The organism is Geobacter sp. 60473, assembly GCF_036323535.1.
GTDB lineage: Bacteria > Desulfobacterota > Desulfuromonadia > Geobacterales > Geobacteraceae > Geobacter > Geobacter sulfurreducens.
This window is the reverse complement of record NZ_AP028967.1, coordinates 777,585-797,447: the sequence shown is the minus strand read 5'-3', so window position 1 is coordinate 797,447 and position 19,863 is coordinate 777,585. Positions and strand designations below refer to the sequence as shown.

The 19,863-nt window shown below is 62.0% G+C and carries 18 protein-coding genes; all 18 read right to left on the bottom strand.

All coding sequences use genetic code 11. From position 1 onward, the window contains the following. Positions 1-21: 21 nt before the first annotated feature. The 18 genes from AABA48_RS03555 to AABA48_RS03470 all read right to left on the bottom strand — a co-directional run bounded on the left by AABA48_RS03555 (position 22) and on the right by AABA48_RS03470 (position 19,859). Positions 22-954 carry a hypothetical protein gene (locus tag AABA48_RS03555; RefSeq protein WP_286352143.1) on the bottom strand — a complete coding sequence of 311 codons (933 nt, stop codon included), beginning with the start codon at positions 952-954 and terminating at the stop codon, positions 22-24. Continuing rightward, a complete protein-coding gene (waaF, locus tag AABA48_RS03550; protein ID WP_286352142.1) occupies positions 954-2,024 on the bottom strand; it encodes a lipopolysaccharide heptosyltransferase II in 1,071 nt (356 codons plus the stop codon). Before waaF ends, AABA48_RS03555 begins: the two co-directional genes overlap by 1 nt. A gap of 25 nt (positions 2,025-2,049) precedes the next feature. Beyond that, positions 2,050-2,226 (bottom strand): Trm112 family protein, encoded by a 177-nt coding sequence (locus AABA48_RS03545; protein ID WP_286352141.1) that lies wholly within the window; start codon positions 2,224-2,226, stop codon positions 2,050-2,052. A gap of 14 nt (positions 2,227-2,240) precedes the next feature. Next, positions 2,241-3,302, bottom strand: a complete 1,062-nt coding sequence (gene lpxK / locus AABA48_RS03540; RefSeq protein ID WP_286352140.1) for a tetraacyldisaccharide 4'-kinase — start codon at positions 3,300-3,302, stop codon at positions 2,241-2,243. Next, on the bottom strand, positions 3,299-4,603 hold the full coding sequence (locus AABA48_RS03535; RefSeq protein ID WP_286352139.1) for a 3-deoxy-D-manno-octulosonic acid transferase: 1,305 nt from the start codon (positions 4,601-4,603) through the stop codon (positions 3,299-3,301). The genes lpxK and AABA48_RS03535 overlap by 4 nt, the downstream gene beginning before the upstream one ends. 54 nt (positions 4,604-4,657) lie before the next feature. Next, the gene (msbA, locus tag AABA48_RS03530) at positions 4,658-6,373 is read right to left on the bottom strand and encodes a lipid A export permease/ATP-binding protein MsbA (protein WP_286352138.1); all 1,716 of its coding nucleotides are present in this window, start codon (positions 6,371-6,373) and stop codon (positions 4,658-4,660) included. Continuing rightward, a complete protein-coding gene (gene lpxB, locus AABA48_RS03525) occupies positions 6,373-7,527 on the bottom strand; it encodes a lipid-A-disaccharide synthase (RefSeq protein WP_286352137.1) in 1,155 nt (384 codons plus the stop codon). Before lpxB ends, msbA begins: the two co-directional genes overlap by 1 nt. A gap of 66 nt (positions 7,528-7,593) precedes the next feature. After that, a complete protein-coding gene (locus AABA48_RS03520) occupies positions 7,594-8,685 on the bottom strand; it encodes a DegT/DnrJ/EryC1/StrS family aminotransferase (protein WP_324311168.1) in 1,092 nt (363 codons plus the stop codon). An 88-nt stretch (positions 8,686-8,773) separates the two neighbouring features. Next, positions 8,774-9,706, bottom strand: coding sequence for a Gfo/Idh/MocA family protein (locus AABA48_RS03515; protein ID WP_286352135.1), 933 nt, complete (start codon positions 9,704-9,706; stop codon positions 8,774-8,776). Then, a complete protein-coding gene (gene lpxA, locus AABA48_RS03510; protein ID WP_286352134.1) occupies positions 9,703-10,473 on the bottom strand; it encodes an acyl-ACP--UDP-N-acetylglucosamine O-acyltransferase in 771 nt (256 codons plus the stop codon). Before lpxA ends, AABA48_RS03515 begins: the two co-directional genes overlap by 4 nt. Beyond that, a complete protein-coding gene (fabZ, locus tag AABA48_RS03505) occupies positions 10,474-10,926 on the bottom strand; it encodes a 3-hydroxyacyl-ACP dehydratase FabZ (RefSeq protein ID WP_286352133.1) in 453 nt (150 codons plus the stop codon). A 100-nt stretch (positions 10,927-11,026) separates the two neighbouring features. Continuing rightward, positions 11,027-12,070, bottom strand: a complete 1,044-nt coding sequence (gene lpxD / locus AABA48_RS03500) for a UDP-3-O-(3-hydroxymyristoyl)glucosamine N-acyltransferase (RefSeq protein WP_286352132.1) — start codon at positions 12,068-12,070, stop codon at positions 11,027-11,029. Position 12,071: 1 nt separating this feature from the next. Further along, positions 12,072-12,590, bottom strand: a complete 519-nt coding sequence (locus AABA48_RS03495; protein ID WP_119333051.1) for an OmpH family outer membrane protein — start codon at positions 12,588-12,590, stop codon at positions 12,072-12,074. Positions 12,591-12,628: 38 nt separating this feature from the next. After that, positions 12,629-14,926 (bottom strand): outer membrane protein assembly factor BamA, encoded by a 2,298-nt coding sequence (gene bamA, locus AABA48_RS03490; protein ID WP_338271117.1) that lies wholly within the window; start codon positions 14,924-14,926, stop codon positions 12,629-12,631. Positions 14,927-14,991: 65 nt separating this feature from the next. Beyond that, positions 14,992-15,666: an ABC transporter ATP-binding protein gene (locus AABA48_RS03485; protein WP_338271116.1), complete on the bottom strand. Its 675-nt coding sequence runs from the start codon at positions 15,664-15,666 to the stop codon at positions 14,992-14,994. After that, complete coding sequence (locus AABA48_RS03480) at positions 15,659-16,930, bottom strand: lipoprotein-releasing ABC transporter permease subunit (protein WP_286352129.1); 1,272 nt, start codon at positions 16,928-16,930, stop codon at positions 15,659-15,661. The genes AABA48_RS03485 and AABA48_RS03480 overlap by 8 nt, the downstream gene beginning before the upstream one ends. 88 nt (positions 16,931-17,018) lie before the next feature. Continuing rightward, the gene (gene lysS / locus AABA48_RS03475; RefSeq protein ID WP_338271115.1) at positions 17,019-18,494 is read right to left on the bottom strand and encodes a lysine--tRNA ligase; all 1,476 of its coding nucleotides are present in this window, start codon (positions 18,492-18,494) and stop codon (positions 17,019-17,021) included. A gap of 153 nt (positions 18,495-18,647) precedes the next feature. After that, the gene (locus tag AABA48_RS03470) at positions 18,648-19,859 is read right to left on the bottom strand and encodes an RCC1 domain-containing protein (protein WP_286352127.1); all 1,212 of its coding nucleotides are present in this window, start codon (positions 19,857-19,859) and stop codon (positions 18,648-18,650) included. Positions 19,860-19,863: the final 4 nt, after the last annotated feature.

Here is a 19,863-nt window from a genome sequence, read left to right as displayed (position 1 = left end):
CTTTGTCTGCCGCAAAATCAGTTACAGCCACGAGGTATCCGCCGTGCCGGCCAGGTCGATCCCCTCGAAGTCATCGCTGATGGGTTCCGCCCCCTCCTCCCTGCCGGCGGCCCGCCAGGCCGGCAGTCGCTTGCCGTAGAGCCTGAGCGAGCCCATAAGGGGGTTGTCCGGCGTGGCTCCCGCCCGGGGAATGATGCAGACGGCCGGGATGCCGAGGGCGTTGGCCGCCCAGTGGGAATAACCCGACATGGGGGTTGCCAGCATCACTGGGCAGCAGGCCAGGGCAAAGAGGTCTGCCACGGGATTCACCCGCGAGTCATGGTCGGGCCCCTTGTAGTCATAGGGTGACGTCACATCGAGGGTGAACACGTCGAACCGGCGGTGGAGCGTCTCGTGGGTCGCCGGATCCCCTGTACAGGAGAGGAAGAAGCTGACATCCTTCTGCTTGAGCGCGATCCGCTCCATGACCGCCTCGTACCACCAGAGCGGGACTGCCGGCCACTCGCAGGCAAGGGGATCGTAGCGCGACTCGTCCACGATCCGGTAGTCGCCGTGGCGGATGTGCACGGCCACAACGGGTCTTCCTTGGACCCGCGCGAAGGTTCGCCTGATGGCATCAGCCAGGTTCGGCGCAAGTTTCACGCGGGACGCCACGTCCAGATAGATGGGGTCCAGCTTGTCCGATGGTCCGTCCAGGGAACGAAGGATGATCTTCTTGCCGCCAAAGGTGGCAAACTGCGCGGCATCACAATTGCGAACCCGGAGAGCCCCCGGCTTCTGCCAGAAGCGGAGCTTTGCCCGGCGGGTTCCGGCCACGCTGAATGAATCCAGTTCACTCCAGTCCAGAATGATCTCGTGCCCGTATTCCTTCTGGATGGCAAAGGCGAGCGGCAGGGTTTCGAGTCGATTGGTGATACCGACGAATTCATCGATATACAGCCTGGGTCCGGCCATCACGATACTCCCTGTGAAGATAGTGCTTGTCGACCTGCCCTAAGCCGTTCTGCGGCCTCCACCACCTCGGCTGTCGTCACCGCGGTCATGCATCGATGGTCGGTGGGGCATTCCCGCAACAGACACGGAGCGCAGTCGGTGTCGCGGCGCACGATCACGGCCCGTTCGCTCCAGGGGGAGGTGGTCGCATGGTCCGTGGAACCGAACACGGCCACCAGCGGGACGCCGAAGGCCGCCGCAATGTGCATGGGGCCAGAATCATTGGTGATAAAGAAATCACAACGCTTGATGAACGCCATGAGTTCCCGCACCGATGTCTTTCCCGCCATGACGACGCAGGGGGTGGTCATGGCCGCGGCAATATCGGCGGCAATGGCAGCTTCACCCGGCCCGCCGGTCACCACAACCCTGGCACCCCAACGGCTGGCCAGTTCGTCGGCCACGGCGGCAAAACGCTCCGGATACCACCGTTTGGCCGCGCCGTACGTGGCGCCGGGGTTGATGCCGAGGAGGGCATCGCGAGACCCGATTCCGTGCCCTGCCAAAAGTTCTGCCATGGCGGCATCCTCGTCGGCCGTTGTGGCCAGTTCAAGATGCCGATCACGGGTGGTGACCCCGAAACGGGCGAGCATGGCCAGGTAGTATTCCACGTGATGGAGCAGGCGCGTGGCGCCGTCAACCGTAACTCCGTGGGTCAGAAGCGGTCCACGGCCATCGGTCCGGTATCCCATGCGCCGGGGAATCCGCGCAAGCCAGGCAACAAGTGCCGCATCAACGGCATTCTGCAGCAGAATCGCCAGATCGAACCGCCGGGTTCTCAGTTCCCGGGCCAGCCGCAGTTTGCCTCGCAGGCCGGCATGCACACCTTTCCGGTCATAGATGATGACCTCGTCCACGGCCCCGTGAACGGTGAACAGCGGCGCCACCAAGGGATTGGCCAATACCGTCACTCGGGCGTTCGGGAAGCTCTCGCGAATTGCCCGCAGCGCCGGTGTGGTCATCACTGCGTCGCCGATCCAGTTGGTGGACCGGACGAGTATGCTGCTGATTGTCTCCTGCTGAATATCCAAAGCGTGTACCGGTCCCCTGCCCCGTTCACCGGTCCCCGATGGGCTCAGCCTCGTCGAGGAGCATCACAGGGATATCGTCCCGCACGGGGAACCTGAGGCGGCATGCCTCGCAGACCAGGGCCGAACCGTTATTGACCGGTTTCACCTCCCCGGTGCAGCGGGGACATGCCAGTATTTCGAATAATTCGACAGATAATGCCATAGCGTAAATTCCTTTTAAAGCACTTTGTCCAGGGCCGCTTCAAGGGGACCGGGATCCAGCGGGCGCATCTCGAGCACTGTGGCGTAGACCGGCAGCAGGCGCGCCAGATGGGCAGACAGCTTGACCCCATCCTTGCCGGTAGTGATCAGATAATCGGCACCCGCGGCCGCTTCCCGCAGCATGTTCACCTCTCGCTCACCGTAAGAGGCGTGATCGGCAAAGGGAATGGTCGCCACGATATCCAGCCCCTCCCTGCGAAGGGCCCCGAAAAAACCCTCCGGCTCGGCAATTCCGGCAAAGGCAACCCCTCTGAGCCCGCGCAGGGCTGTTAACGGCTGCACCTCTCCATCGGGAAGAAGAGCCGCCCCCGTCAGTGCGTGACCGGCCCGGCACGAAGGGATCATGCCGTGAACCGCCGGGGCTTCGCCACCGGTGCAGCGGGTGTAGACCACGAGATCGGCCCGCTGGATGGCCGCCCGCGGTTCCCGGAGCAGCCCCGCCGGCAAGGTCCGGCCGTTGCCGAGGGGCCGGTTGCAATCCATGAGCAGGATGTTCAGGTCCCGGTGGAGCCGGAGATGCTGGTAGCCGTCATCCAGAATGAAGACGTCCGGATCGAGCTGTTCCAGCGCCAGGAGACCGGCTGCGTAACGGTCCGCGCCGATGACCGTCATAAGTCCGGGCACCGATGTTGCCAGATGCACGGGTTCGTCACCCGCCTCGGCAGCGGTGAGCAAGACCGTACGCCCGTCGGAAACGATGCGTGTTTCGCCTTCCAGCGACCCGCCGTACCCCCGTGAGATGACCGCAACCCGCTTGCCCCGCGCCATGAGCCGGCGCGCCAGGTACGCCACCATGGGGGTCTTGCCCGTGCCCCCCACGGTCAGGTTACCCACGGAGATTACCGGGCGGTCCAGGTTCCTGACCGTGAACAGCCCCCTGGCGTAGGCCAGGGCCCGGAGCCGGACCACCAGCCCATAGGGGGCGGCTGGGATGGCGAGAACCGCGCCGAGAAGCCGGGCGCCCGCGCCGCGCTCTTCACCGGAAGCCAGTTTTCGCCAGAACCCCGCACAACTCACTCGTCGCTCCCCGTGACAAGCAGGCGCCCGATGATCTCCAGGTGGCGGGAGGCGGCCCCCCCCTGCTCTGTCATGAGGCGGATGCCGCGCTCACCCATGGCGAGTCGGCGGGGCTCGTCGTTCAGGAGCCGCCGCAGGGCATCCTCCAAGCCGGCTCGGTCCTCAACCTGCGCACCCACATCGGCTGCCAGCACCAGGGACGTTATCTCCCGAAAATTGTGCATGTGGGGGCCGAACAGGACCGGAGCCCCGACCGAGGCGGGTTCCAACAGGTTGTGCCCGCCCACCGGCACGAGGCTTCCCCCCACGAAGACCAGGTCGGACAGGGCATAGAGGTTCATGAGCTCGCCGATGGTGTCCACCAGCAGAACTCCGCCGGCTGCCGGTTCAGGCGCCCCATCAAGGGCGGAACGACGCACATGGGGAATCCCTTTGCCCTGCAGCATCGTCCCTACTTCAGCGGCACGCTCCGGGTGCCGGGGCACGAGCACCAGGAACAGCCCGGACCGCTCCCGGGCAAGGCGGGCATAGCTGTCCGCCACGGCCTCTTCCTCACCGGCATGGGTACTTCCGGCAGTAATGACGAGGGCGTCCGGTGGGAGACGGTAACGCTGGTGCAATTCCTCGCGCTCCGCAGGGCTCAGGGTTCTTACGGGGAGATCGTACTTGAGGTTGCGTGTCACGAACACCCGCTGCGCCGGCGCACCGATAGCCACGATGCGGCGGGCATCCTCCTCGCTCTGCATGCAGAGGGCGGACAGCTTGGCCAGGAGTGGGGCAAAAAACCACGAAAACCGGAGATAGCGCGGAAAGGAGCGGTCCGAGATACGGCCGTTGACCATGACGGCGGGGATTGCCATCCGACGGGCGTAGCGCAGGAAATTGGGCCAGATCTCCGTCTCCACGACAATGACCAGCGACGGTGACACGAGCCGAAGTGCGCGAGACACGGCAAAGCCGAAATCAAAGGGGAAGTAGACGACGAGATCCGCCTCGGCGATCTTCTCGGCAACAGAGCGTCCGGTTTCGGTCACGGTTGATAGCACGAGGGGCCGCTCGGGATACCGATGTTTCAGCTCACGCAGCAGGGGTTTCACCGCCATGGTTTCACCCACCGAAACCGCGTGGACCCAGATGGGTCTCTTGCCCGCAACGGGCATGAGCCGTTCCGGCGCGATGAACCCGAACCGCTCGCCGAACCCGGCGAAACTCCTCCCCCGGCTCACTGTCCGCCAGGCGTGGTGGGCGATAATCGCGGGCGACAGCAGGAGCAGCAGTATGTCGTACACAAGAAAGACCATCGAAACGCCATCCCCGTCCGGTCGGCCGTCAAACCCGGGACCGGTCCCGGCCTTTCACTTGAACTGCATGTCGTAGAGCTTGCGGTAGAGCCCGTCGCGCGCCAACAACTCGTCGTTGGTCCCGACCTCAACCACCTCGCCCTTGTCGATGACCACGATCCGGTCCGCATGGAGAACAGTGGAGAGCCGGTGGGCAATCACCAGGGTGGTCCGGTTCTTCATCAGATTGGTCAGGGCCTGCTGGACCATGTGCTCGCTTTCGGTGTCAAGGGCGCTCGTTGCCTCGTCCAGAAGAAGGATCGGCGCATTCTTGAGAATGGCCCGGGCGATGCAGAGCCGCTGCCGCTGACCACCGGAGAGGCGCACCCCCCGGTCGCCGATGTTTGTGTCATACCCCTCGGGCATCTCCATGATGAAGTCGTGGGCAAAGGCAGACCGGGCCGCGCGCTCCACTTCCTCCAGGGAGGCATCGGAGTTGCCGAGCCTTATGTTGTTGGCGATGGTTTCGTTGAACAGGATCGTTTCCTGATCCACCAGGGCGATCTGGCAAAGGAGGTCATCCAGCCGCAAGCGCCGTACGTCGATCCCGTCGATGAGCACCGCACCGCCGGTCACATCGTAAAACCGGGGAATGAGCGACATGACCGTCGTCTTCCCGGCGCCCGATGGCCCCACCAGCGCCACCACCTCGCCCCGCCCGGCCGTGAACGATACGTCGCGCAGCACCTCCTCATCGTCATAGCTGAACGAGACATTGCGCAGTTCCACGGAGCCGCGTACCGTTCCCGGCTCCACCGGATCGGGCGGGTCCTGGATGTCCGTTGGATGATCGATGACCTCGAAAACCCGCTCGGCCGCCCCCATGGCCTGCTGAACCGTATTGTAGGCGCTGAGGACCTTCTTGATCGGGCCGTAGAGCATCACCATGGCGGTCAGGAAAGAGAAGAATTCGGGCGCCGTCATCTTGCCGTCCATGACCTGGCTGCCGCCGAACCAGATCACCCCCGCCACTCCGAACGAAGTGATGATCTCCATGATGGGCGTATGAAGAGATTCGTATTTGATGCTCTTGCGCAGGTAGCGGTACAGGCCGAGGTTGGTCCGGCTGAACCGATCCACAACGCTCTTCTCCTGACGGAATGCCTTGACCACCTTGATGCCGGAGAACGTCTCCTGGAGAATACTCGTGATCTCACCCATCTGGCCCAGGGACTGTTTTGCCAGATTCTTGATCCTCTTGCCGATTTTCTGGGCCGGAACGGCCGTAAGGGGGAGCACGATAAACGTGATGAGCGCCAGCTGCCAGTTGCGGTAGAAGATGACGCCCAGCAGGCCGATGGCGGTCACGCCGTCTCGCAACAGGCTCGTGACGATATTTGCCACCCCCTGCTGCATCTGCCCCACGTCGCTCATGATCCGGGACATGAGGGTCCCGGTGGGATTATCGGTGAAGTAGCGCAGGGGCAGCCCTATCTGCTTGCGGTACACCTCGTTGCGGATGTCCTGGATGGCCAGCTGACCTGCGGTCTGGACATAGTAGCCCTGGAGGAACCGGGCCACCCCGCGGAACAGGAAGACAATAATCAGGGCCACCGGGACGAGGATGAAAATCGTCATGTCCCTTTCGGAAAAGATCTTCTTCAGCAGCGGCTCCACCATCCAGGCGATGGCCGCATCGGTGCCGCCGACGCAGAGTGACGCTGCCATGGAGATGACGATCCGCCACCAGTAGGGCTTGCTGTAATGCAGAATGCGCTTGAAGGTATCCATTAAACCTGCTTTCCGAGCATTTCCAGAACGATTCCTGCTACCCGTTCCGAGCAGCCGCCGGTACCGAGCTTTTCCTTGACCATGGCAAGCCCGGCGCGGGTTTTCTCGGCATAGGCGGAATCATCCAGATAGCGTCCGATCTCGGCGGCGATCCGGTCGGCCGATGCCTCGTCCTGGATCAGTTCCGGCACCACCCGCGTACCGGCCACGATGTTGCAGATCCCGATGTGGTCGACGCGGATGAGCCGCTTACCCACCTGGTAGGTGAGTGGGGACACCTTGTAGATGATCACCATGGGCACTCCCATGAGGGCGATCTCCAGGGTCACGGTGCCGGAGACGGTAATTATGGCGTCACAGACCTGCATCACGTCGTACACCCGGTCCCGGGCCACGGTCACGTCAAGGCCCGATGCCGACAGTTGGGGAGCAATGTCCCCGTCGGTGAGGCTCGATGCCAGCGGCAGGATGAACTGGATGCCGGGATAGCGTTCCCGCAACAACTGCGCGCTTTCGAGGATTACCGGGAAGAGCTTGGCAATCTCCCCGCGGCGGCTGCCGGGGAAGAGCCCCACCACCCGCCGCCCCGGATCGAGCCCGAAGGAGGCCAGGGCCTCGTCACGCCCCATGGTCGGGCGCACCCGGTCCGCCAGCGGATGCCCCACGAAGCTGACCGGAACTCCGGCCCGTTCGTAAAAGGGAACCTCAAAGGGAAACACCACAGCCATCCGGTCCACCAGCCGGCCGATTGTCTTGACCCGCCCGGTCCGCCAAGCCCAGACCTGTGGACTGATGTAGTAAAGCACCTTGACGCCGTGGCGTCGGGCCACCCGGGCAAGAAGCATGTTGAAGTCGGGGTAGTCGATGAGAATCAGGAGATCGGGCGGATTCGCAGCGATGACCCGCCTGAGCGTCATGAAGGCCCGGGAGATCACCCCGAAGTGGGCCAGCACCTCCACGATGCCTATCACTGCCATCTCCGCGGAGTCCACCAGGGTTTCCACCCCGGCCTCCCGCATCCGGGGGCCCCCGATGCCGAAGAAAGAGAGGGTCGGGTCACGGCGGAGCGCTTCCCTGACCAGTCCGGCCCCGTGGAGGTCGCCCGAGGCCTCGCCGGCAACGATCATGATTCGATGTGATGTGTTTTCTGTCATCCGTCAAAAATGGCAGAGACGCCCCGCAGGGCGTCTCCGTGTTCAGTGTCGTGGCAGGTGTCGCAGCTAGAGCGCGCTCTTGATGACCCCGACCACCTCGCGCACCTGCTCCTCGGTCATCTCGGGGAAGATGGGGAGCGACATGCAGCGGGCCGCCGCATCCTCCGTCACCGGGAGGGTCAGGCCGGCGAACTGTGCGGCAAAGACATCCTGCTTGTGCAGCGGGATGGGATAGTAAATGGCGGAGGCGATGCCCGCCCCGGTCAGGGCCTTCATAATGTCGTCGCGCCGCTCGGTGAGCAGAGTGTACTGGTGATAAACGTGAACGCCCTTGCCGTCCTCATAAGGGGTGACGATGCCGGTGCCGGCCAGCAGTTCCGAGTAGAGGTGAGCTACCCGGCGCCGTCCCTGGTTGTACTCGTCGATATGCTTGAGCTTGGCCCGCAGGATCACGGCCTGAATCTCGTCGAGGCGGCTGTTGTAGCCGATAACCGAATGGTGGTAGCGGACCTTGCTGCCGTGGTTGCGGAGCACCTTGACCATTTCGGCCGTCTCGGGGCAGGAGGTGGTCACGAGGCCACCGTCGCCGTAGCACCCAAGGTTCTTGCTGGGGAAGAAGCTGAAGGCCCCCAGAGCGCCGATGGAACCGGTCATCCGGCCGGCCGCGGCGGCGCCGAAGGACTGGGCGCAATCCTCGACCAGAAGGAGACCGTGTTTGGCGCAGATCGCCTCGATGGCCCCCATATCGGCGGGCTGGCCGAACAGGTGGACCGGCAGCACTGCGCGGGTCCTGGGGGTGATGGCTGCCTCGATGGCTGCCGGATCGATATTGTAGGTGCGCGGGTCAATGTCGACGAAGACCGGCGTCGCCCCCACGTAGCGGATGGCCTCGGCCGTGGCGATGAAGGTGAAGGGGGAGGTGATCACCTCGTCACCCTCCTTGATGCCGGCTGCGGCCAGAGCAAGGTGAAGGGCGTCGGTGCCGGAGGCTACCCCGATGGCGTGCTTCACGCCCAGGTACGCCGCAGCCTCCTCCTCGAAGGCGCTCACGTTGGGACCAAGGATGAACTGGGTCTTCTCCAGGGCTTCCAGAATGCCCCGGTCGATCTCGTCTTTAAGTTTCAGGTACTGGACCTTGAGGTCTACCATTGGAATCATTGTCTTCCTCCTTGGATACGCATTGAAACGCGGACGTGGTGCTTGACCATCAGATCAAACGTATCAATCCGTTAACGCTTCAATGCGTCTACAGTTGTTTCGTGATCATGAGCGCCGTCTCCAGCGCCCGCTTGCCGTCCCGGCCGCTCACCACCGGGGTCGCCCCGGTCCTGATGCACTCCAGGAACGAGGCGATCTCGCTCTTCAGGGCATCGCCCTGCTCGAACGTCTTCTGGTCCATGGCCACATTGGGCACGCCGGGGAACATCTCGCCGCTCCCCTTGCGGAAGACTGCCAGGGATTTATTCTGGAAGTCGACCGTGATGTAGGAGTCGGCCTGGAAGATCCGCATCTTGCGCTCGCTCTTCAAGCTGATCCGGCTGGCGGTGACGTTGGCCACACAGCCGTTCTCGAACTGGATCCGGGCATTGGCAATGTCTTCCTCGTCGGTGAAGACCGGCGCGCCGATGGAATTGACCTGCTTCACGGGCGAATCGATGATGTGCTGGATGATGTCGATGTCGTGGATCATGAGGTCGAGCACCACGTTCACATCGGTGCCCCGGGGCTTGAACGGCGCGATCCGGAGCGATTCGATGAAGCGCGGCCCGGTCAGCAGCTCGTCAAGGGCCATGACCACCGGATTGAAGCGCTCAAGGTGCCCCACCTGGAACACCGCCTTCCGCTCATCGGCAATGCGGATCAGCTCATCCGCTTCCTCGATGGTGGTGGTAATCGGTTTTTCCAGCAGCACGTGGACACCACGGTCCAGAAATGCCCGCGCCACCTCGAAATGGTACTGGGTCGGCACCACAATGCTCACGGCGTCGACCCGGTCCAACAGCTCACGGTAATCGGTGCAGGGGCTGGCACCGACCTTGGCCGCCACCTCGGCGGCCCGGTTCATGTCGGTGTCCACCACCGCCACCAGCTCGGAATCAGGAAGCTGGGCATACTTTTCCGCGTGAAACTGTCCCAGGTAGCCGACGCCGATAACCGCTGTCCGTAGTTTGTCCGTCATCTGCAGAGTCCCCTTTCCGATTTCTCGGCAAAAGTAACAAAGTGATCGATCTCCTGCGAGGGAGGGATTTCCTCGCGGATGCGGCGCAACGCCTCCTCCAGCTTGAGGCCGGACCGGATCACGAGCCGGTAGGCTTTTTTGATCCGGCCAACGAGCTCCTCGGAGAAGCCGCGCCGCCGGAGCCCCACCGTGTTGAGACCGGAAGAAATCGCCCGGTTGCCGCTGGCGATGGTGAACGGCAGCACATCCTGCACAACCATGGCTCCTCCGGAGAGCATGGCGCTCTCGCCCACCCTGACGAACTGATGAACCGCCGAAAGCCCGCCGAGGATGGCGAAATCCTCGACAACCACATGGCCGGCCAGTGTCGATCCGTTGGCCATGATTACCCGATTGCCGATCACACAGTCATGGGCCGCATGACAGTAGGCCATGAACAGGTTGTCGTCACCGATTACCGTTTCGCCGATGCCGGTGACCGTCCCCGGCTGGAGCGTCGTGAACTCGCGAATGACGTTACGGTTGCCGATCCGCAGCCAGGTTTCCTCTCCCCGGTATTTCATGTCCTGGGGGATGCCCCCCACCGAGGCCATATTGAAGATCCGGTTATCCTCGCCGATCTCGGTCCAGCCGTCGATGACGGTGTGGGGTCCAACGGTTGTGCCCCGTCCGATACGAACGTGCTCCCCGATAATGACATAGGGGCCGATTTCTACACCCTCGGCGATTTCCGCCCCGGGATGCACGATTGCCGTAGGATGAATCATTTAGAGTTTTTCCTTGTCGGCAAAGGTCGCCTTGAGCTCTGCCTCGGTGACCAGCTTGCCGTTTACGGTGGCCCTGGCACTGAAACACCAGATGCCCCGCTTGCAACCGGAGATCGTTACTTCGATCCGCAGCTGGTCTCCCGGCACCACCGGCTTGCGGAACTTGACGTTGTCGATGGAGGCAAAGTAGCAGACCTTGTCACGCACCTCGTCACCCAAGGTCACATAGGCGTAGATTCCACCCACCTGGGCCATGGCCTCAACGATCAGGACTCCCGGCATCACCGGATGTCCCGGAAAGTGCCCTTGGAAAAACGACTCGTTGATGCTGACGTTCTTGATCCCCACGATCCGCTCGCCGGCAACGTACTCCACGATCCGATCCACCAGGAGGAAGGGGTAGCGGTGGGGAAGAATCTTCATGATTTCGTTGATATCAAAGACTGTTTCCATGGTTACGCTCCTTAAAAGAGAAAAACGGACCGCCCGGAGGACAGTCGCGTTTTCTCGATTACACGACCGAAAATTGCGAAACAAACCGGTGCGGAGCCGGCTAGCCTGCGGATTCCAGCTTCTCCTCAAGCTCGCGGAGCCGTTTTTCCAGGGCGGCCACAGTCCGCTTCATTTCAGGGAGTTTCGGCACAACCGCCGAGGCACGGAGCCACTCCCGGTGGTCGAAGGCGGGGATACCGCTCACGATGGTTCCCGACGGAACGTTACCCGGGACACCCGACTTGGCGCCAACCATGACATTATCGCCGATCTCAAGGTGCCCGGCCACACCAACCTGCCCGCCGAGCGTAACCCGCCTGCCGAGCTTGGTGCTCCCCGAAATGCCCACCTGGGAGACGATCATGCAGTTCTCGCCGATGACGCAGTTGTGGGCGATCATGACGAGGTTGTCGATCTTGGTCCCTTTGCCGATAACGGTGGAAGCAAGGGCGGCACGGTCGATGGCGACGTTGGCACCGATTTCCACGTCATCCTCGATCACCACGTTGCCCAGCTGGGGGATCTTGTACCAGCCCTCGCCGTCGGGCGCATAGCCGAAGCCGTCGGAACCGATGATGGTCCCCCCGTGGATTGTTACCCGGTTGCCGATGCGGCACCCCTGATAGACCGTGACGTTGGCATGGAGCGTGACCTCATCGCCGACAGTGACCCCCTCGTAGAGCACCACTCCCGGATGGAGCGTCACCCGGTCGCCGATGGTCACATTATCGCCGACCACCGCACCCGGGTGGATCGTTATCTCCGAGCCGATTTTCACGTTCCGGCCGACATGGGCTCCCTCCATCACTCCTCGGGCCGCGCGGGGAGCCACGTAGAAGAGAGTCAGCAGCCGGGCGAACGCCAGATAGGGATTCGGGACCACGATGGCGTTATGGCCGTGCCGTTCGGCGCCGGGCGGCAGAATGACCGCCCCGGCCCTGGTGGAGGCAACCTTTGGCGCATAGCGGGGATTGGCGAGAAACGTGATCTGGCTGTCGGTGGCGTCATCGAGGCTCGCCACGCCGACGACCTGGCGGGAGCCGTCGCCGACCAGCGTTCCACCCAGGTAGTCAGCCAGTTCCTGTAGCGTCTTGCTCACGGTCATCTTATTTCTTCCGGGAGGCGTTGAAAATTTTCAGAACGTCCTCGGTCAGGTCGGCTTTATCGTCGGCAAAGATCATGCTTTCGTTCTTCACGAAGATGATCGTGTAGCCGCTCTTGCGGCCGAAGTCCTGAATGACCCGCTCCAGCTCCTCGATAATCCGCTTGGTGAACTCCTCGTCCTTGGCCTGGAGCTCGTCCTGGGCATCCTTGGTGAACCGCTGGAACTCCTTGAGCTTCTGCTGGTAGTCCTTCTCCTTGGCGCTGCGCGCCGAATCAGAGAGGAGCACGCTCTGCTTCTCCAGGTCGTCCTTCAGCTTTTTGAGCTCATCCTGCTTGAGGTTGATTTCGTCCTGGTACTTCTTCACCTTTGCCGCAAGCTGCTCCTTGGCCTCCTTGCCCGCTTCGGAGAGGTTGAGAGCCTTCTGCATGTCGATAAAGCCGAGCTTGCCCCCTTCCGCTCCGAAAGCGGAGGCGGCCATGAGTGACAACGTAACGACGGTGGCTGCAATGATCCTTTTCATTGTTTCTCCTTTAGCTGGTGCTCTGAAGCCCGCAGGTTCTAGAAAAAGCTCCCGATTGAAAATTCGAAACGCCCGCTTGACTTGTCAATGCCGTCGCGGGGGTTGAGCGGAATGCCGTACTCAAGCCGCAGCGGCCCCATGGGGGATACCCACCGGATACCGGCACCGTAACTCATCAGGACACTGGAGAACATATCCTGGTTCTCGCCGTACACGTTACCCGCATCAAAGAAGATGACCCCTTTGAGGCCCGCATCCTTGAGGAGCGGAATCGTGTATTCCACGTTCAGGATCGCCTCCTTGTCACCGCCGACAAATGCCCGTTCGGGGTTTGTCGTGGGGAGGCCGGTCAGCGGGTCGGTGGTCGGCACATAGGTGATAATGGACGGGCTCACGCTGCGGCCCTCAAATCCCCGCAGAGTATTGATGCCGCCGGCGAAGAACCGCTCGTCGATGGAAATGTCCTTGCCGCCGAGCCCCTGGATGTAGCCGAGGGTGCCCCGCAGGCTCAGCACTGTCCCGAAGCCGGTCGGGAAAAAGACCGAGGTGTCGCCATAGTAGCGGAGAAACCGGTTTGTGCCGCCGAGCCCGGCAAACTCGACCGAGAGATTGTTGACCATGCCGCGCGTGGGGTCGAGACGGTAGTCGGTGGTGTCCCTGGTCAGGCTCACATAGATGGAGCTGGTAGTGGAGTTGGTCTCGGGCACGACCCGCAGGGCCGGTGAGATGTCGAAGATTTCCTTCTGCTCATACTTGTAGACCCAGAGGGTTCTCAAGGTATCGCTCAGGGGGTACCCCGCCTTGATGTCGCCGCCCGTTGCCCGGCGGGTAAAGTCGAGGTAGTCGCGCTCGGTCCGGTAAAGATCGCCCCCCAAAGTCCAGCGGGTATCGAGGAAATAGGGGTCAGTGAGACCCAGGTTGAACGTGGACGATTTGCCGCCGATGGAGGCGGCCAGGTTGGCCCTGAGGCCCAGCCCGAGGAAGTTGCCCTGGGAAACGGAGCCCTGGCCGATAAGGCCGTCCAGGGAACTGTAGCCGGCACCGATGCTGAAGGTTCCGGTGGGCTTTTCCTTCACCTCGATGTTCACGTCCAGCTTGTTCTCGGAGCTCCCCTTGACCGTGGAGATTGCCGCTTCCTCAAAGAAACCGAGGTTCATGAGGCGCTGCTTGCTCTGCTTGAGGCCGGTGCTGCTGTAGGTTTCGCCCTCGGCCACTTTCAGCTCGCGGCGAATGACCTTGTCGCGGGTTTTGGTGTTACCGCTGACGTTGATGCGATCGAAGAAGACCTTGTCCCCCTTCTCGAACTCGAAGGTCAGGTCAACGGTCTTCGTCTCCGGGTTCACCTTGGTGAGCGGCGTCACGTTGACAAAGGCAAATCCCTTGTCCGCGTAGAGATCGGTGAGCGTCATAACGTCGGTGCGGAGATTCGCCCGACTGAAGATATCCCCCGACTTGAGCCTGAGCACCTTGGTGAGGTCCTCCTCCTTCTCCAGCAGATCCCCCTTGTAGCCGATGGCTCCGGTCCTGAACTGATCCCCCTCGGTGATGCCGATGGTCACGATAAGGCCGCTTTTGTCCTCGTTGAGCACCACCTGGGGCTCTCCGACCTTGACGTTGACGTAGCCGTTGTTGAAGTAGAGATCGGCGATGAGGTTCGCATCGTTTTTCACCACTTCGTCTTTGTAGGTGCCGGCACCGGTAAGCCAGGACAGGAACCACTTCTCCTTGGTCTCCATGACCCCGCGGAGCTTGCTTGCGTTGAAGGCCTTGTTTCCCTCGAAGCGGATCGACTTGATCAGGACCTTTTCCCCTTCGGCCACTGAGACAATCACCCGCACGTCGGTGTCGGAACGTTTCTCGCTCCGGGTGGTGACCTCGGCCAGGTAATAGCCCTCGTCCCCGTAGAGTTTCTTGACCCGCTTGCCAGCCAGGGTCAACTCCTTCTGGGAAAAGATGGTGTTCGCCTTGAGTCCCAGGGCGTCCCGCACCTTGTCGGTGGAAAGCTCCTTGTTACCCTCGATCCTGACTTCGCGGATAATGGGCTTTTCCTGCACGGTATAGACCAGGACTGCTCCGCCCTCGCCCTGCTCGGTCTCTGCCCGCACGTCGATGAACTGCCCGAGCTTGTAAACAGCCCGCACATCGGCGTCCACCTTTTCGGCGTAGAGCAGATCGCCTGTCTTGAGAGAAAGGGCGTTGGTTATGGCAGCGGTCTCGACCCGCCGGTTCCCCTTGACCCGGACATCGACGATTTTTTCACCCTCGGCCCGAACACCCTGAACGTTCAGCACCACTGCGGCAATGATTCCTAGTGAAGTCGCTTGTAGCCGTCGCACCGCTACCCCGGAAATGTGGATTTTAACTGCGCTGCCCTACGTGCTGCCTGTTGAGACAAAGAGTGCTACACTTCGATGCGGCCGTCCACCAGCCGGACAGTCCGACCCATGCGGGAAGCGAGCCGCTCGTTGTGGGTCACGACCACCAGGGTCAGGCCCCGTTTCCGGTTGATTTCGGAGAGCGTTTCATGAACCTCGTCGCTGGTCTTCATGTCCAGGTTGCCGGTCGGCTCATCGGCCAGCAGGAGCCGGGGCGACAGGACCAGAGCCCGCGCGATGGCCACCCGCTGCTGCTCCCCGCCGGACAGCTCCCCCGGTTTGTGGGTGAGCCGGTGGGCAAGGCCGACCTCCGAAAGCAGCTCCCGGGCCGGGCCAAGCGCCGCGGATCGCTTCATGCCGCCGATCAGGGCCGGCATCATGACGTTTTCTTCTGCCGTGAACTCCGGCAGAAGATGATGAAACTGAAACACAAAGCCGATGGAGCGGTTGCGGAAGGCGGCCAGGTCCATGTCGCTTTTCCGGAAGACATCTTCGCCGCCGAACAGCACCGACCCTGACGAAGGGCGGTCCAAGGTCCCCATAAGATGGAGGAGGGTGCTCTTGCCGGCCCCTGAGGCCCCCACCAGGGCAATGGTTTCCCCTTCGGCAACCGCCAGATTGACCCCCCTGAGCACATCGACGCGGGTGTCCCCGGCGCCGTAGATCTTGCAGAGGTCCACAACCTCGATGATGTTACTCATAGCGCAACGCCTCGGCCGGGGGGAGGCGCGATGCCTGCCAGGACGGGTAGAGGGTCGCCACCAGTGAGATAATCACGGCCGTCACCGAGATGAGCAGTACGTCAGACGGCACGACCTGGGACGGAAAATGATCCAGGTAGTAAACGTCCTTGCTGAACAACTCGAAACCGGTGACCCGCTGGATGACTCCGACGATGGGCTCCAGGTTCAGCGCCACAAGAAGTCCGCCGACAACGCCGATGGCCGTCCCGGAGATGCCGATGATGAGCCCTTCGAGAACGAAAATCTTCATGATGCTCCGCCCTGTCGCCCCCATGGATTTGAGGATGGCAATGTCCTTGGTCTTCTCCATGACCACCATGAAGAGGGTCGAGGCGATGCCGAAAGCGGCCACCAGGACGATCAGGGTCAGAATGATGAACATTACCATCTTTTCGGTCTTCAAGGCAAAAAGAATGTTTTTGTTCATCTGCATCCAATCCCGGGCATAGTAAGGGAATCCGAGGTCGCGATTGATCTCCCGCACCATCTCTCCCGTGTGGTAGACATCGGCCACCCGGAGCTGGATACCGGTGACCGCTTTCCCCATCGAAAGAAACTCCTGGGCCTCGCCGAGCCCCACGTAAGCCAGGGTCGAATCGTACTCGAACATGCCGGTGTTGAAGAGTCCGACCACCCGGAACTGCTTCATCTTGGGAACCATGCCGAGGGGGGTGATGTTGCCGAGGGGAGAGATAACGTTCAGGGTGTCGCCCACGTACAGATTAAGGGAACGCGCCAGTTCCTTGCCGATGATGATGCCGGGTCTGGCCGGCTCGGCCGAGGCCAGAGGGGCCGGAACAGCAGTGAGGTCGGTCAGCTTGCCGTCGACGAGGGAACGGGAGAGATTGGTGACCTGGGGATCGGTGGCGGGATCGATCCCCCTGAGCACCACGCCGGAAACGTTGCCGCCCGAGGAGAGCATCACCTGACTGTAGATGAATGGGGTGACGGCCTTAACCCCTTTGACGGCACCAAGCCGCTCCATCATGGCGTGATAGTCCTCAATGCCGCCGCTCGACTTCAGCACCACGATGTGGGCATTGGTGCCGAGGATCTTTTCCTTGAGATCTTCTTCGAAGCCGGTCATCACCGCCAGAACGACGATGAGCGCAAGGACCCCCAGGGCAACGCCCGCGGTGGAGATAAAGGTGATGATCGATATGAAGGTCGACTTCCGCTTGGCCTTCAGATAGCGGAGACCGATAAAAAGCTCGTAGGGCATCTATGAACCTCGGGACTGGGGAATGGGGACTCGGGACTGGTCATGACAATCGTGGTTACTGGTCCCGAGTACCCAGTCCTGAGTCCCGTTATTTCTCCTTGCGCAGTTGCGGGAAGAGAATGACGTCGCGAATCGAAGGTGAATCGGTCAGCAGCATCACGAGCCGGTCGATGCCGATCCCCTCCCCCGCCGTGGGGGGAAGGCCGAACTCCAGCGCGCGGATGTAATCCTCGTCCATGTAGTGGGCCTCGTCGTCGCCCTTGGCCTTGGCCGCCACCTGGGCGAGGAAGCGCTCCTTCTGGTCCACCGGATCATTCAACTCGGAAAAGGCGTTGGCCATCTCGCGGCCGGCAATGAACAGCTCGAACCGGTCCACGATCTCCGGGTCCTTGTCGCTCTTGCGGGAAAGGGGTGACACCTCGGTGGGGTAGGCGGTAATGAAGGTCGGCTGGATCAGCTTTGCTTCCGCCACTTCCTCGAAAATCTCGGTAATGAGCTTGCCGTACCCCACGTCGGCGGGCAGGTCGAGCCCCAGCCGCTGGGCGTAGGCGTAGGCCAGATCACGGTCCGCCAGGGACTTGGCGTCGATGTCGCCATATTCCAGAATCGCCTCGACAACGGTGAGCCGCTTCCAGGGGCGCTGGAAGCTGATCGGCATCTCCTGGTAGGTGAAGTCGAGGGTCCCCATTACGTCCTGCGCCACATGACAGAGGAGTTCCTCCGTGAAATCCATCAGGTCTTCAAAGGTGGCATAGGCCTGATAGAACTCCATCATGGTGAACTCGGGGTTGTGGCGCACCGAAATCCCCTCGTTGCGGAAGTTGCGGTTGATCTCGAAGACCCGCTCGAAGCCGCCGACCACGAGCCGCTTCAGGTACAGCTCCGGCGCGATCCGGAGAAAAAGCTGCATATCGAGGGCATTGTGGTGGGTCACAAAGGGACGTGCCGTGGCGCCGCCGGGGATCGGCTGCATCATGGGCGTTTCCACCTCGAGGAAATCCTTGCGCACCATGAATTCGCGGATGAGATTGACGATGCGGGACCGCTTGACGAACACATCGCGCACTTCGGGGTTCACGATGAGGTCCACGTAGCGCTGGCGATAGCGCGTCTCAACATCCGTGAGGCCGTGGAACTTCTCGGGAAGCGGCTGGAGCGACTTGGTCAGGAGGCGGATGAACGCGGCGTTGAGGGTAAGCTCGCCGGTCTTGGTCCGGAACGGGGTGCCGCCGACGCCGACGATGTCGCCGATATCGAAGGTCTCGAACGCCTCGAACGCCTCGTCGCCCACCGTATCCTTGCGTACGTAGACCTGCATCCGGCCCTTCCGGTCCTGGATCTGGATGAACGCAGCTTTGCCGAAGGAGCGGCGCGCGATGACCCGGCCCGCGACGGTAAAACTGCGGGGATCATCCTCAATGGTATCCACAGTGCCATAGGCCTCCCTGAAATCGGCAGACGTATGGAGAGGCTTGAAGTCATTCGGGTAGGGATTGATCCCCGCTTCCCAGAGGGCGTCGACCTTGCGCCGCCTCTGGAGCAACAGCTCACTCAACTCTTCCATTGCTCGTACAGTCCCTTTCTCGCAGCCGCTTTCCGGCCCGTTTAACAAACCGTCAACTTAGCCAAAGGAGCATGCCAAGTCAAGGAAAAACGGGGTGCGAACAGAGCGCACCCCGTCAATTTGACCTGCATATTCAAACAGTTGAAGACAGGATCAGGGAAGGAGCACCTGCACCGGCGCGGTCCGGTTGCTGGTCGTGCCATCGCCGAGTTGACCATAGCCGTTATACCCCCAGGCCCACATGCCTCCTGACCCATTTTTCTTGACGATCGTGAAGAACGACCCGAGGAGCACCACCCGTTCCACGTCGGTAAAGGGGACGTTCGATGCATCGCGTACCTGGGCCGGGCTCAGTTGATCGCCGGTGGTTCCGACGGACAGAAGACCGAGGGTATTGAATCCCCAGGTGTAAACCGTGAAGTTGCTCGCCACGGCCACCGAATGGGACGGACCGGCAAACACGTCGATAAATCCGGTGACGCCGGCGGGCGGCGTCAACTGGACAGGGGTGCTCTGGTTGGCGGTGGTGCCGTTGCCGAGCTGACCATAGGCATTGTTCCCCCAGGCCCAGATCTTGCCGGTAGAATCCAGGGCCAGGCTGTGGCTGCCGCCGGCGGAAATCTTGCGGATCGTAATGGAAGAGGGAAGCTGGACTTTTTGAGGCATGTGGTTGCTCAGGGTGGTTCCGTTGCCCAGTTGGCCGCTGGCGTTGTTGCCCCAGGCATAGGCTTCGGTGCTGGTATAAGCGATGCTGTGACTGCCGCCTGCAACGATGGCGGTCGGAGTAATGGGGAGCTTTGCCGCCTCAACCTGCCTGGGGGCGAAGCGGGTGGCGGAAGAGATCGGATTCAGGGCCAGTTGGCCCGCGCTGTTGCTGCCCCACGCCCAGACCGTGCCCCCGGCCAGAGCCAGGGAATGGAGTCCGCCGGCCGCCACCTGCTGAACAGCACCGCCGAAGCCGCCGATCTTCACCGGTGTGGAACTGGTCGGGACCGTTGCGGGATCGCGGCCGATCTGTCCGGCCGAATTGCTCCCCCACGCCCTGACCCCGCTCACGTTGTCGAACCGCGCGATGGCGAGGGTATGGGAGGCCCCGGTGGCAACCCCGCTGGAGTAGGTGGCAAAGCCGAGCCGGAGCCGCTTGGGAGTGGCAGCAGAGGTGGTTGTACCGTTACCGAGCTGGCCGGACTCGTTATTGCCCCACACCGCAAGGGTCGTCATGTTCTGGAACACGGCACTGTGGGAATAGGCCGGCGACGAGATGCTGGTGGAGTCCGAGTAGGGCAGGTCGCCGTCGGCGCAGGCGGAAAGGATCGTACAGGATGCAAGCACGGCGGCCATGCGAAAGTTGATGATATTTTTCATTGTC

Excerpts from the sequence above, each read along its gene's own strand:
- AABA48_RS03555 (WP_286352143.1), bottom strand. The coding sequence starts at position 954 with ATGGCCGGACCCAGGCTGTATATCGATGAATTCGTCGGTATCACCAAT.
- AABA48_RS03545 (WP_286352141.1), bottom strand. The coding sequence starts at position 2,226 with ATGGCATTATCTGTCGAATTATTCGAAATACTGGCATGTCCCCGCTGC.
- AABA48_RS03535 (WP_286352139.1), bottom strand. The coding sequence starts at position 4,603 with ATGGTCTTTCTTGTGTACGACATACTGCTGCTCCTGCTGTCGCCCGCG.
- msbA (WP_286352138.1), bottom strand. The coding sequence starts at position 6,373 with ATGGATACCTTCAAGCGCATTCTGCATTACAGCAAGCCCTACTGGTGG.
- lpxB (WP_286352137.1), bottom strand. The coding sequence starts at position 7,527 with ATGACAGAAAACACATCACATCGAATCATGATCGTTGCCGGCGAGGCC.
- AABA48_RS03520 (WP_324311168.1), bottom strand. The coding sequence starts at position 8,685 with ATGATTCCAATGGTAGACCTCAAGGTCCAGTACCTGAAACTTAAAGAC.
- AABA48_RS03515 (WP_286352135.1), bottom strand. The coding sequence starts at position 9,706 with ATGACGGACAAACTACGGACAGCGGTTATCGGCGTCGGCTACCTGGGA.
- lpxA (WP_286352134.1), bottom strand. The coding sequence starts at position 10,473 with ATGATTCATCCTACGGCAATCGTGCATCCCGGGGCGGAAATCGCCGAG.
- fabZ (WP_286352133.1), bottom strand. The coding sequence starts at position 10,926 with ATGGAAACAGTCTTTGATATCAACGAAATCATGAAGATTCTTCCCCAC.
- lpxD (WP_286352132.1), bottom strand. The coding sequence starts at position 12,070 with ATGACCGTGAGCAAGACGCTACAGGAACTGGCTGACTACCTGGGTGGA.
- AABA48_RS03495 (WP_119333051.1), bottom strand. The coding sequence starts at position 12,590 with ATGAAAAGGATCATTGCAGCCACCGTCGTTACGTTGTCACTCATGGCC.
- AABA48_RS03485 (WP_338271116.1), bottom strand. The coding sequence starts at position 15,666 with ATGAGTAACATCATCGAGGTTGTGGACCTCTGCAAGATCTACGGCGCC.
- AABA48_RS03480 (WP_286352129.1), bottom strand. The coding sequence starts at position 16,930 with ATGCCCTACGAGCTTTTTATCGGTCTCCGCTATCTGAAGGCCAAGCGG.
- lysS (WP_338271115.1), bottom strand. The coding sequence starts at position 18,494 with ATGGAAGAGTTGAGTGAGCTGTTGCTCCAGAGGCGGCGCAAGGTCGAC.
- AABA48_RS03470 (WP_286352127.1), bottom strand. The coding sequence starts at position 19,859 with ATGAAAAATATCATCAACTTTCGCATGGCCGCCGTGCTTGCATCCTGT.